The sequence below is a fragment of the Pseudarthrobacter sp. MDT1-22 genome (genome assembly GCF_054511035.1).
On sequence record NZ_JBTNDK010000011.1, the window covers coordinates 89400 to 102021 of the forward strand.

Consider the following 12622-nt stretch of genomic DNA (forward strand, 5'->3'; position numbering starts at 1 on the left):
CACCGCAAACGCATCTGCTTTCACACCTGAATCCTAGCTGGCGGGCTTCCGCCGCCGTCCTCGTTCCCGCCGGTCGCACCCCCGCTGTGGTCCGAAGCCTGTCGCCGCCCGGCGCGCAGGGCGTCGGCGATGACTTGGACCAGGTGCCGGCTCTCCAGCCCGGCCAGGTCGCGGACCTGGGTGCGGCAGGAGAAGCCGTCGGCCATGATGCCGTGATCGGGAAGGGCCTCCGCCTTGGCGAGAATCCCCCTGCGGGCGATGTTCTCGGACACGTCGTAGTGCCCTTTTTCCATGCCGAAGTTGCCAGCCAGTCCGCAGCAGCCGGCTGACGTTTCGACGTCACATCCCATGGCTGTCAGCAGGGCTTCATCGGCCGCGTAACCCATGACGGAATAGTGGTGGCAGTGCGGCTGAACGAGGAGCTTTTCCACGGCGAGCGGTGGAGTCCACCCGATCCCGGCCAGGAGTTCAGCGACAGTTCTCACGGCAGCTGACACTTCCGCGGCGCGGGGATCGTCGGCCAGGAGTTCCACCAGGTCCGAGCGCAGCGTCGCGGTGCAGCTGGGCTCGAGACCAACCACCGTCCGGCCGTCCCGGACGTGCGGCAGAAGGAGGTCTACCGTTGCGCGGAGCTTCGCTTTCGCGGCCGTCAGCTGGCCTGTGGAGATGAGAGTCAGTCCGCAGCATGCACCGGGGCCGGCAAGCTCGACATCGCAGCCTGCGGCCACGAGAACTTCGACGGCGTCGCGCGCCACCTCGGGCGCCAGTGCGTCGGAGAACGAATCGACCCAAAGCAGGACTTTGTGTCCCCCTTTCCGGCCATGGCTGCGGTTCCGGCCTTCTTGCGTTCGTCTGAACGGAGCACGGGGCAGCGGCGGAAGGGACCGGCGGAGGTCGGCCCCCATGAGCGCCATGATGGTCTTGCGCAGCACCGGAAGGCGTCCGGCGAGGTTGACCAGGGGTGCCGCCGGGGCGGAGAGGCGCAGCCACTGGGGAAGGCGCCCCAGCGTGTAGTGGCTCAGCGGGCGTATTCGTCCCTTGTAGGACTGGTGCAGGGTTTCGGACTTGAACATGGCCATGTCGATGCCGGTGGGGCAGTCGCTGGCGCAGGCTTTGCAGCTGAGGCAGAGGTCGAGCGCGTCATGCACTTCCGGTGAGGACCAGCCTAGAGTCACCACACCGCCGTTCAGCATCTCTTGGAGTACCCGGGCCCGGCCGCGGGTGGAGTCTTTCTCCTCGCGGGTTGCGGTGTAGGACGGACACATGAAACCGCCCTGTGGGCCCAGGTCAGCGCGGCATTTTCCGACCCCTACGCAGCGGTGCACGGCTTTGGTGATGTCGCCGTCGTCGTGGGCGAAGGCGAATCCGTCACTGGCGCGCAGGGACAGTGCCTGGGGTCGGCGCAGGTCAGCGTCGAGGGGCGACGGCCGGACTACGACGCCGGGGTTGAACATGTCCTCCGGGTCAAAAAGAGCCTTGAAATCGCTCATGGCCCGAAGCGCTGCGGGGCTGTACATGGTGGGGAGCAGTTCGGAACGCGCCCTGCCGTCGCCGTGCTCACCCGAGAGCGATCCCCCGTGCGCGACTGCCAGGGCCGCGGCGCGCTCGAGGAAGCGGCGCATGAGCACCCCGTCGCTGTCCAGCGGGAAGTCGAGGCGGACGTGCACGCACCCGTCACCGAAGTGACCGTAAGCCAGGCCGGAAAGCCCTTCCTCATCCATCAGTTGTTCCAGGCCGCGCAGGTAGCTGCCCAGCCTCTCCGGAGGCACGGCAGAGTCTTCCCATCCCGGCCACGCCTGCTGACCTGAAGCGGTGCGGCCGGCCAGTCCGGCCCCGTCCGCCCGGATCTGCCAGAGGCGGGTGGCTTGAGGGCCGGCCGGCAGCACGATGGCAGCATCAGCACTGGAGGCGGAGACCAGATGTTCGGCTGACGCGATGGCTTCTTCAGCCGTGGCGCCGCCAATCTCGGCCATCAGCCAGCCGCCTCCTGCGGGAAGCGCCGGGACACTGGCCGGGCCGTGAGCCCGCCGCACGACGTCGACGAGCTTCGCGTCCAGCCCTTCCAGTGCCAGTGGGCGAAAAGGGAGCAGCGCCGGAACATCGTCGGCCGCGGTGGCCATATCCGCGTAGCCAAGCACAGCCAAGGCAGGGGCCACCGCCTGCGGAACCAGCCTGAGTTCTGCCTCGAGGATCACCCCGCAGCTTCCTTCTGTGCCGGTCAGGGCAGCCGCGAGGTTTTGGCCCTTCTCGGGGAGCAGGTGCTCCAGGGAGTAACCCGAGATCTGTCGACCGAATCGCCCGAATTCGGTCCTCAAGACGGCCATGTTTTCCGCCACGAAGGCTGCCAGCCCCGGCACGGCCTCCAAGGCGTGCGGGCCGGAGCCTGCGGTGACAATGTCACCCGAACCTGTCAGCCAGGTCATTGACACAACGTTGTCCGCGGTGCGCCCGTAGGAGAGTCCGTGCGGTCCACAGGCGTTGTTTCCGATCATGCCCCCGAGAGTGCAGCGCATAGCTGTCGAAGGGTCCGGACCGAACCGCAGCCCAAACGGGGCGGCCGCATTCTGAAGGTCACTGAGCACCACCCCGGGTTCCACAACCGCGGTGGCCGCCTCGGGGTCGATAGCAAGGATGCGGTTCATGTAACGCGAAACGTCCAGGACCATGCCCGGGCCGATCGCGTTCCCGGCGCAGGAGGTGCCGCCGCCACGCACGGTCACAGGCATGCGGTGTTTCCGTGCGATTGCCACTGCCTCCTCGACGTCCCGGCGGGTCCTGGGCAGCACCACGATTTCGGGAACCACCCGGTAGTTGGAGGCATCGGTGGCGTATTGCGCGCGCGCCAGCGAGGAGTCATCCGCGGTGCCTTCGAGCACTGTGCGGAGCTCGGCGACAATCGCGTGCGTGGGTTGTTGCGGGATCGGTATATTCAGGGTCACTGCGGAAATGCTCCTCATTGGGCCGGTGTGGTGCTGTTCCTTCGTGCGGCCTCCGTCAGCACTGTAACCGTGTTGGAGCGCGCTGTGTCGGACACCGGAGTGAAAATTTACTCCGTGGCGGCGGGCTTGGGTGACCACCTCTGCACCGGCTTCGCTCGGCATAGCCCCTCATATGCAAGCTGCGGTCGGCTGACGTCCGCAGAAGCGCTGCCTGAGGCGCCTTTGCCTGCAGCGACTGGTTCTGCGACCGCGGCTACCTTCAGTTTGTCGACCCGTAACCATCACACTGGCTGCCTTCAAATTGGCGGTTCCATGCGAGCATATGTCGCCTGCCTTAAACCTCCGCCACCGGAGCCGCGAACTGCGCCTCGTACAACCGCGCATAAGCCCCGCCCGAGGCGAGCAATGAAGCGTGCGTCCCCTGTTCCACGATCTGGCCGGCCTCCATCACCAGGATGAGGTCGGCGTCGCGGATGGTGGACAGGCGGTGCGCGATCACAAAGCTCGTCCGGTCGGACCGCAAAGCACGCATCGCCTTCTGCACCAGCACCTCGGTGCGGGTGTCCACCGAGCTCGTCGCCTCGTCCAAAATCAAGACAGACGGCCGCGCCAGGAACGCCCGGGCAATCGTCAGCAGCTGCTTCTCGCCGGCGGACACGTTAGAACCTTCGTCCTCCAGCACCGTGTCATACCCCTCCGGCAGCGACCGCACGAACCGGTCCACGTACGTCGCCCCCGCCGCCTCCAGGATTTCGTCCTCAGAAGCGCCAGGCCGCCCGTACGCAATGTTGTCCCGGATGGTCCCGCCGAACAGCCACGTATCCTGCAGCACCATCCCCAGCCGCGAGCGCAGCTCGTGCCGAGGAACTGAGGTGACGTCCACGCCGTCGAGCGTTATCCGCCCGGAATCCAGCTCGTAGAACCGCATCATCAGGTTCACCAGGGTGGTCTTACCAGCCCCGGTCGGCCCGACAATCGCCACTGTCTGCCCCGGCTCCGCAACCAAAGAAAGTGAAGAGATCAGCGGCTTGTCCGGCGAGTAGGAGAACGAGACGTCCTCGAACACCAGCCGCCCCCGCCCAAACACCGGCCCAGCAGAAGGCGCAGGCTCCGCAGACTCCTCGTCCTCATCCAGCAACGAAAATACCCGCTCGGCCGACGCCACCCCGGACTGCAGCAGGTTGGCCATGGACCCCAGCTGCGCCAGCGGCATGGTGAACTGCCGCGAGTACTGGATAAACGCCTGCACGTCGCCCAGCTGCATGGCACCGGACGCCACCTGCAGGCCGCCCACCACCGCGATCCCCACGTACACCAGGTTCCCGATAAACGTCATGGCCGGCATGATCAGCCCCGAAATGAACTGCGCCCCGAAGCTCGCGTCATACAGCTCCACGTTCTTCTGCCGGAACCGCTCCTCCACCTCGCGCTGCCGGCCGAACACCTTCACCAGCGCATGCCCGGTGTACGTCTCCTCGATCTGCCCGTTCAGCTCCCCCGTGTGCTTCCACTGCGCCACAAACAGCTTCTGCGAACGCTTGGCGATCAGCGCCGTGATCCCCAGCGTTAGCGGCACCGTCACCAGCGCGATCAGCGCCAGCGCGGGCGACAGGATGAACATCATCACCAGCACCCCCACCACCGTCAGCACCGACGTGACCGCCTGGCTGATGGACTGCTGCAGGCTCTGCGAAACATTGTCGACGTCGTTGGTCACCCGGCTCAGCAGCTCACCCCGCTGGATCGAATCGAAATACCGCAGCGGCAGCCGGTGGATCTTCGCCTCGATCTCCCCGCGCAGCCCAAACACCGTCCGCTGCACCACCCCGTTCAGCACATACGCCTGCATCCACATAAACGCCGACGCCAGCACGTACAGCACCAGCGCCCACAGCAGCACGCCGGACAGCGCCGCGAAGTCGATCCCCTCGCCCGGCGTCAGTGCTATGGGCGTCAGCATGTCCGCCTTCTGGTTCTCCCCCGCGGCCCGCAGCTGCGCGATCAGCTCGGCCTTGCTCACCCCGGCGGGCAGCTCCCGGGACACGACCCCGGCGAAAATCAGGTTGGTGCCCTCCCCCAGCAGGCGCGGCCCGATCACCGAGAGCGCCACACTGGCGATGCCCATGGCCAGCACCAGCAGCAGCCACGCCCGCTCCGGCCGCAGCGTGCCCAGCAGCCGCTTGGCCGACGGCCCGAAGTTCATCGCCTTCTCCGCCGGGATGTTCATCCCTGCGAAGGGCCCGCCGCGTCCCGGTCCGCCCGCCGGACGGGGAATGCGTACGACGTCGGCAGTCCCGGTTTTCGAGGCGGGTGCGGTTCCGCCAGCGGCGGCGTTGTGGGAAGCAGGGCCCGACGGCGGACGGTGCGGCGCGCTCATACCGTCTCCTCCGCTGCCAGCTGGGAGGACACGATCTCGCGGTACGTCTCGGACGTCTCCAGCAGCTCGCCGTGCGTTCCGCGCCCGACAATCCTGCCGTCGTCGAGCACCAATATCTGGTCCGCGTCCACGATGCTGGACACGCGCTGGGCGATGATCACCAGCGTGGCGCCGGCGGTGTTGCGCTTGAGGGCCTGGCGGAGGCGGGCGTCGGTGCCGGTGTCCAGCGAAGAGAAGGAGTCGTCGAAGATGTACAGCTCGGGCCGTTTCACCAGCGCCCGGGCGATGGCCAGCCGCTGCCGCTGCCCGCCGGAGACGTTGGTGCCGCCCTGCGAGATCGGCGCATCCAGCCCGCCCTCCATCTCCTCCACGAAGTCCCGCGCCTGGGCGATCTCCAGGGCGGTCCAGAGCTCGTCCTCGGTGGCGTCCGGCTTGCCGTACTGCAGGTTGCTGCGGACGGTGCCGGTGAACAGGTAGGGCCGCTGCGGGACCAGGCCGATGTGCCCCCAGAGCAGGTCCGGGTGCAGCTCGCGGACGTCCACGCCGTCCATCCGGACCGAGCCGGTGGTGGCGTCGAACAGCCGCGGCATGAGGTTCACCAGGGTGGTCTTGCCCGCGCCGGTGCTGCCGATGATCGCCGTCGTCTGCCCCGCTTTGGCGGTGAAGCTGAGCCCGGAGAGGACGGGCTGGTCGGCACCCGGGTAGGCGAATCCGACGTCGCGCATTTCCAGCTCCCCGCGGCGCCGCCCGCCGGACGGAACCGCGCTGCTCACGGGCTTCAGCGGCGGCCGCACACTGGATTCGGTCCCCAGCACCTCGCCGATCCGGTCCGCCGAGACCGCGGCACGCGGGATCATCACGGCCATGAAGGTGGCCATCATGACGGACATCAGGATCTGCATCAGGTAGCTCAGGAACGCGATGAGGGTGCCCACCTGCATGGAGCCGTCCTCGATCCGGAACGAGCCGAACCAGATCACCGCCACGCTGGAGACGTTCAGCACCAGCATCACCACGGGGAACGCGAGCGCCATCAGCCGGCCGGCCCGCAGCGCGGTGTCCGTGACGTCCTCGTTGGCCTGGGCGAAGCGGGCGCTCTCGATGTCCTCGCGGACGAACGCCCGCACCACGCGGATGCCGGTGAGCTGCTCGCGGAGCACCCGGTTCACGGTGTCGATCCGCTTCTGCATCTTCCGGAACAGCGGCACCATCCGGGTGATGATCAGCCCTACGCCGATCATGAGCACGGGCACGGCGACGGCGATCAGCCAGGACAGCTGCACGTCCTGCCGCACGGCCATGATCACGCCGCCGATGGCGAGCATCGGCGCGGCAACCATCATAGTGGCGGCCATCAGCACCAGCTGCTGGACCTGCTGGACGTCGTTGGTGGAGCGCGTGATCAGGCTGGGCGCGCCGAACTTCGTGACCTCCTGCTCGGAGAACTCCCCCACCCGAGTGAAGATGGCCCCGCGCAGGTCCCGGCCCACGCCCATGGCCGCCTTGGCCCCGAAGTACACGGCAATCACGGCGCACACGATCTGCAGCAGCGTGATCGCCAGCATCAGGCCGCCCAGGCTCAGGATGACGCCGGTGTTGCCCTTGGCGACGCCCTCATCGATGATGTCCGCGTTCAGGGTGGGCAGGTACAGCGACGCGATGGACTGCGCCAGCTGGAAAATCACGACGGCGATCAGCAGCTGCCGGTGCGGCCGCAGGTATTCAACAAGCAGTTTCCAGAGCATGGGCGGCTCCAAAGGTTCTGTCCCGCTGGTGTTCGAGCTGGAGGTGGTGCGAAGGTCAGTTTACGTCCGGAGGCTGGGAACGATCCCTGCCTGTGGAGGAGAAGTTGGGCGGGTTTTTGTGGTGCTGCCCTGAGTACCTACGGTGCGGGAGAAGGGCAACAGCATCTGCAGAGGGGAGACTGCCAAGGGTTTCGGCCTTGTCTTGGGTCCGAAGATCGCGAGGACAATTGCGCCGTGCACGGCTCGTGGACTCGACGCCGCCAGCCACGTCAGTGTCAGCGGCCCCGGCCTTGATCATGGGTGAGGCCATGATGATGACGCTGAGGACCGGTCTTGCGTGGGTTTGTGGGGTGGTCCTGCCGGGTTTCGCCGGCGCATTACTGGATGCGGGTTCCGGACTGGTCATATCGGTACCAGCCATGCGCGGTTTTCCGGCCGTAATTCCCTTGTTCGTAAAGCTCCTTCAGGGCCGGGTGAGGCAGGTCTGCCGGGTCCTGCGTTTCCTCGAAGGTCGCTTGCCGGATCAGGTAGCTCACGTCCAGGCCCACCAGGTCCATCAGCTCAAACGGCCCCATGGGGTGGCCCAGCGCCGTCTTGGCCGCAGTGTCGATGTCGCTGACACTGGCGATGCCGTCCGCGTAAAGCCGGAGTGCCTCGTCCCGGATGGCGCCCATGAGCCTGTTGGCCACAAAACCCGGGATCTCGCGGTCGATAAGCACGGGCGACTTGCCCAATGAACGCGCCAGCTTCATGGTGGTGTCCACCGTGTCCGGAGATGTTTTGCCGTGGCGGACCACCTCAACACATTTCATGACCAGGGCGGGGTTGAAGAAATGCATATTGCAGACCTGTTCCGGCCGCCCTGTCTCCTCGGCCACTTTTGAGGAGCCCAGCGTGGAGGAATTCGTGGCCAGAATGGCGTGTGCCGGGGCTGCCCGTCCCAACGCCGCGAAGATGCTGCGCTTCACTTCGAGTTTCTCGGTGGCGGCCTCGATCACGAAGTCGACGTCCGCCGCGCCGGCCTCCAGGGACGTGGTGAAGGTGAGCCGCGCCAGGGCGGCCTCGGCGTCCTGTCGGCTCCTGCGCCCCTTGACCACGCTGCTGTCCATCCGGTCGGTGAGCTGGCTCCGGGCGGCGGCCAGCATGTCTGCCGCGACATCCTGAATGGTGACCTGGTATCCGGCCAGGGCGCACACCATGCCGATCTGTGAGCCCATGGCTCCGGCTCCGACCACCAAAATCTTGTTGATCTGCATAATTTCTCTTCTCCTAGTGCGCAAAGGGAATTTCCATGACGTTCCGGCGCTGAGAATTACTGCCCGGAAAACCGTCCCGGACAACGATGTTTCGGTTGGGGGACGGCGGACCGGCCTCAGGCCGGGTCCTGTCTGATGAGGTGACAGTCATGTACCGCCGAGGCCGGCCAACGACTCCGCGGCGGCCGCGCAATCCTCTGCTCAGCGGAAAGCGGGAATGCCGGTGATGTGGTTACCCAGGATGAGGGTGTGGACCTCGTCGGTGCCTTCGTAGGTCCGGACAGACTCCAGGTTGTTGGCGTGGCGCAGGGGCGAATGGTCCAGTGTGATGCCGTTGCCGCCGAGGATGGCGCGGGCGTCGCGGCAAATCTTGATGGCTTCCCGGACGTTGTTGAGTTTGCCGACGGAGATCTGTACGGGCGCAAGGGTGCCAGCATCCTTGAGCCGGCCGGTGTGGATCGCCAGCAGCGTGCCCTTCTGGATTTCCAGCAGCATGTTCACCAACTTTTGCTGCGTGATCTGGTAGGCGGCCAGCGGTTTGTCGAACTGCATCCGCTCCAGTGAGTAGTCCAGGGCCTGCTCGTAGCTGTCCCGGGCAGCACCCATGGCACCCCAGATGATGCCGTAGCGGGCTTCATTCAGGCAGGAGAACGGGCCGCGGAGGCCCTCGGCGCCTGGCAATCTGGCGGTGTCATCCACTGTGACGTTCTCGAGGGTGATGTCGCACTGGATCGATGCGCGCATGGAGAGCTTTGGCTCTATCGGTGTGGCGGTGAAACCGGGAGCGTCGGTGGGAACCAGGAATCCGCGGACGCCGTCCTCCGTGGCGGCCCAGATGACTGCGATCTGCGCGACGGAGGCCAAACCGATCCACCGTTTCGCGCCGCTAATAACCCACTGGTTGCCGTCGCGGCGGGCAAAGGTCTGCATGCTGGAAGGATCCGAGCCTGCCGTGGGCTCGGTGAGGCCAAAGCAGCCGATAATTTCACCCTTCGCCATGCCGGGCAAATACTGGTTCTTCTGATCCTCCGAACCCCATTTGTGGATAGCGCTCATCGCCAAGGAGCCCTGGACCGAGACGAACGTCCGCAGCCCGGAGTCTCCGGCTTCCAGTTCCATCGCCGCTAAACCGTATTCGACTGCGGACCGGCCCGGGCAGCCGTAACCCTTCAGATGCATTCCCAAGAGCCCGAGGGCACCCATCTCTCGCGAAATTTCCACAGGGAAGTGCGCAGCTTCGTACCAGTCCTTGATGTTCGGCTTGATGCGTTCGCGCACGAACCGGCGGACTGTGTCCCGTAGCTGCAGCTCGTCACTGCTGAGCAGCCCCCGCAGGTCCAGCACGTCCGAGCGGATCTCGTCGGCGGGGCCGGCAGCGGTGGAAATAGTCCGCAGTTCCGGTTCGGACAGGGTTTCTGGTGTGACGCTCATCTTTGATCCTCCGACAGTGACGGCCTGAAGGGCGTCGGTTTGCGTTCGCCCCGTTCACTCTGACAGCAATTTATGCTCGGAGCCAATACCAAATGACGGCGCTATTGATCCGTCTGGCGCATTAGTTTCTCATGCGAGTTCGGGCGTTGGCAGCGCTATTTCAGAGAGCCTCAGGACCTCACGGAGGGCGGGGCTGGTGTTGTCCTTGCGCCAAATTATCCGCAGCAAGACGGGGTCCACGGGGTCCTCCAGGGGCAGGAACAACACGCCCGGATAGTGAATATTCTCCGCAACGGAAGATACGGTCATCGCCACCCCGATTTCCGCAGCCACCAGTGAGACCAGCGTCAGTGAATCCGGGGCTACCTGCACAATCGATGGCAGGAATCCGGCATCGCTGGCGAGCTTGAGGAGGTGGTCGCGCAGGACGGCGCCGGGGTCCGCGGGCAGGGTCACGAATGGCTCACCATCCAAGTCAGCCATCCGCACGGACGCTCGCCCCGCCAGCGGGTGGCCGGCGTGCACGGCTATGACGAGTTTTTCATTGGCAATGACCCGCGAGCTGAGGGCGGCCGGTATGAAATTCCACCGTCCCAGACCGATTTCCATGGCACCGTTGGCGACTTTGTCCAGGGCCGGGATGGCGAAATTCGAGCTGTACAGCTCGAAGTCGATGCCCGGGTGTGTCTTGCGGACAAGCTTGGCCAGCTTGCCGACCATGACGTGCGACGACGCTCCGGCGAAAGCGACCCTCACGCGTCCGGTCTCGCCCTTGCCGGCATTGGTCACCATGGTCCTGGCTCGCCGGCAGGCATCGAGAATATCCGTCGCCGGCTGGATCAGGGCCTCGCCTGCCGGGGTGAGCCGCACAGAGCGTGTGCTGCGCTCAAAGAGGGCGGCGCCGAGCTCCCGTTCCAGATTCTGAACGGCACGGCTGACCGGAGGCTGGGCCATATGCATCTGCTGGGCGGCCCGCCCGAAATGCAGTTCCTGGGCAACGGCCAGGAACGCGCGGATCTGTTGAATCTCCATAGGGGCAAATTATGCGTCAGACAGATAGAAGCGTCAAACGCTAAGAGCGTTTCAGCATCAATGTTCTTCGCCGGGCCTGCGAAAGGATGGATCGACAAGGATGTTTATTGCGCTTTGGGCATCAAACAGGGCCGGAATACGTATTGGACGCGACGTAATGGGTTTGGGACAGTGGGTGATGTGGAGCACAAACCGGAAGGCATGACATGAATCGAACTGACGCTGCATCAAGGCTGAACCAGGCTTTCGGCCGCTCCGGCAGCGGGCCGCTGAGCGGTCTGGTGGTTGCGGACTTCACCCGCGTCCTCGCCGGGCCCTATTGCACCATGTTGCTGGCGGACATGGGGGCTACGGTGATTAAAGTCGAGAGCCCGCACGGCGATGACACCCGCGGCTGGAAGCCGCCCGTCCGTGAAGACGAAGCCACGTTCTATCTGTCAGTCAACCGCAACAAGCATTCGATTGTGCTGGACCTCAAGGACGAGTCAGACCTTGAAATCGCCCAGGAACTGGCCGCCAAGGCAGATGTCCTCGTGGAAAACTTCAAGCCTGGTGGACTGGATCAGTTCAAGCTGGACTACGACTGCGTTTCCGCGGTGAACCCGGATGTCATCTACGCGTCCATTACCGGCTTCGGCACCGCCGGTGGCGCAGGCTTGCCGGGCTATGATCTGTTGGTCCAGGCGGTGTCCGGAATGATGAACCTCACCGGCGGGCAGGACACCGAGCCATACCGCGCCGGACTGGCCATATTCGACGTGATCACCGGCCTGCATGCCAGCATCGGCATCCTGGGGGCACTCCACCACAAGGACAATACCGGCCAAGGGCAGCGTGTTGAGCTGAACCTGCTCTCGTCGGCCCTGTCAGGAATGGTTAATCAGTCCGCGGCGTACGTCACCGGCGGGGTGGTACCCACCCGCATGGGCAACGAGCATCCAAGCCTGTACCCCTATGAGCCGATGCCTACGGGCGACGGAATGCTGATCGTGGTGGCCGGAAACAACGGCCAGTTCACCAAACTCTGCGATGCTCTGGGCATTCCCGAAATTGCCGCCGATCCGCGCTTCGGCAACCCGCAGGAGCGCAACGCCAACCGTGAGCAGTTGCGGCCCATTCTCCAAGACCGCCTGGCCGCGCGTTCCGCGGCGGAGTGGTTTGAACACCTCTCCGCATTAGGCCTGCCATGCGCTCCCATCCAGGACGTCAGGGGTGGCATTGAACTTGCCCGGAAGCTGGGGCTGGAACCGGTCGTCATGGCTGGAAACGGCGAACGCCGGATTCCCTCCGTGCGCCACCCGGTTGCCTTCTCCCAAACCCCGGTCAGTTATGAACTGGCTCCGCCGGAACTCAATGCCAGCTCCGACTTGGTCCGCACCTGGCTGGCCGCCAAGGAGGTGCGGCTCGTTGGCTGAGGAATTCCGCGCACAGGTGTTAGTCCGCTGGTCCGATCAGGACATCAACGGCCATGTGAACAATGCGCGCGTGGCAACGCTGCTGGAAGAGGCCCGGATTCAGTGGCGGCGCCACGCGGCCTCCGCGGCCGCTGCCGCGGAGACAGCCACGCTGGTGGCGTCCCTGACGCTGCACTACCGCCGGCCCATCGAGTTTGGCCAGGATGTCGACGTGCACATCTGGGTGGTCCGCATCGGGGCCAGGTCCTACACCATGGGCTACGCCGGATACCAGGAAGGGAATCTGGTCCTGGACGCCTCAACGGTCATGGTTTCGCTCGACGACGCGACCGGGAGGGCCCGCGCGCTGAACGCCGGGGAAAGAGACTACCTGGAGCGCTATCTACGCACCGAAGTGCCGGTCTGAGCGCCACCCAAACAACAACCG

At 65.3% G+C, this 12622-nt stretch carries 8 protein-coding genes; 2 read left to right on the top strand and 6 right to left on the bottom strand.

Annotated features, from left to right (window positions below):
* Positions 1–20: 20 nt before the first annotated feature.
* From ACX80M_RS10915 to ACX80M_RS10940, 6 genes are all read right to left on the bottom strand, one after another.
* Entirely contained in the window at positions 21–2939 is a 2919-nt protein-coding gene (locus ACX80M_RS10915) for an FAD-binding and (Fe-S)-binding domain-containing protein (protein WP_459309642.1), read from the bottom strand.
* A 334-nt stretch (positions 2940–3273) separates the two neighbouring features.
* The gene (locus ACX80M_RS10920) at positions 3274–5316 is read right to left on the bottom strand and encodes an ABC transporter ATP-binding protein (protein WP_459309644.1); all 2043 of its coding nucleotides are present in this window, start codon (positions 5314–5316) and stop codon (positions 3274–3276) included.
* On the bottom strand, positions 5313–7061 hold the full coding sequence (locus ACX80M_RS10925; RefSeq protein WP_459309646.1) for an ABC transporter ATP-binding protein: 1749 nt from the start codon (positions 7059–7061) through the stop codon (positions 5313–5315). The genes ACX80M_RS10920 and ACX80M_RS10925 overlap by 4 nt, the downstream gene beginning before the upstream one ends.
* 377 nt (positions 7062–7438) lie before the next feature.
* Complete coding sequence (locus ACX80M_RS10930; protein ID WP_252614858.1) at positions 7439–8317, bottom strand: 3-hydroxyacyl-CoA dehydrogenase family protein; 879 nt, start codon at positions 8315–8317, stop codon at positions 7439–7441.
* Between the two features lie 201 nt (positions 8318–8518).
* Positions 8519–9748 carry an acyl-CoA dehydrogenase family protein gene (locus ACX80M_RS10935; protein WP_252614857.1) on the bottom strand — a complete coding sequence of 410 codons (1230 nt, stop codon included), beginning with the start codon at positions 9746–9748 and terminating at the stop codon, positions 8519–8521.
* Between the two features lie 129 nt (positions 9749–9877).
* Entirely contained in the window at positions 9878–10780 is a 903-nt protein-coding gene (locus ACX80M_RS10940) for a LysR substrate-binding domain-containing protein (RefSeq protein ID WP_252614855.1), read from the bottom strand.
* Positions 10781–10986: 206 nt separating this feature from the next.
* On the opposite strand from ACX80M_RS10940, the gene ACX80M_RS10945 reads away from it, so the two are divergent.
* Positions 10987–12195, top strand: coding sequence for a CaiB/BaiF CoA transferase family protein (locus ACX80M_RS10945; RefSeq protein ID WP_459309648.1), 1209 nt, complete (start codon positions 10987–10989; stop codon positions 12193–12195).
* The gene (locus ACX80M_RS10950) at positions 12188–12601 is read left to right on the top strand and encodes an acyl-CoA thioesterase (RefSeq protein WP_252608250.1); all 414 of its coding nucleotides are present in this window, start codon (positions 12188–12190) and stop codon (positions 12599–12601) included. Before ACX80M_RS10945 ends, ACX80M_RS10950 begins: the two co-directional genes overlap by 8 nt.
* Positions 12602–12622: the final 21 nt, after the last annotated feature.

What these genes read in the sequence shown, in the direction of transcription:
- ACX80M_RS10920 (WP_459309644.1), bottom strand. Translation starts at nt 5,316, where the DNA reads ATGAGCGCGCCGCACCGTCCGCCGTCGGGCCCTGCTTCCCACAACGCC.
- ACX80M_RS10925 (WP_459309646.1), bottom strand. Translation starts at nt 7,061, where the DNA reads ATGCTCTGGAAACTGCTTGTTGAATACCTGCGGCCGCACCGGCAGCTG.
- ACX80M_RS10930 (WP_252614858.1), bottom strand. Translation starts at nt 8,317, where the DNA reads ATGCAGATCAACAAGATTTTGGTGGTCGGAGCCGGAGCCATGGGCTCA.
- ACX80M_RS10935 (WP_252614857.1), bottom strand. Translation starts at nt 9,748, where the DNA reads ATGAGCGTCACACCAGAAACCCTGTCCGAACCGGAACTGCGGACTATT.
- ACX80M_RS10940 (WP_252614855.1), bottom strand. Translation starts at nt 10,780, where the DNA reads ATGGAGATTCAACAGATCCGCGCGTTCCTGGCCGTTGCCCAGGAACTG.
- ACX80M_RS10945 (WP_459309648.1), top strand. Translation starts at nt 10,987, where the DNA reads ATGAATCGAACTGACGCTGCATCAAGGCTGAACCAGGCTTTCGGCCGC.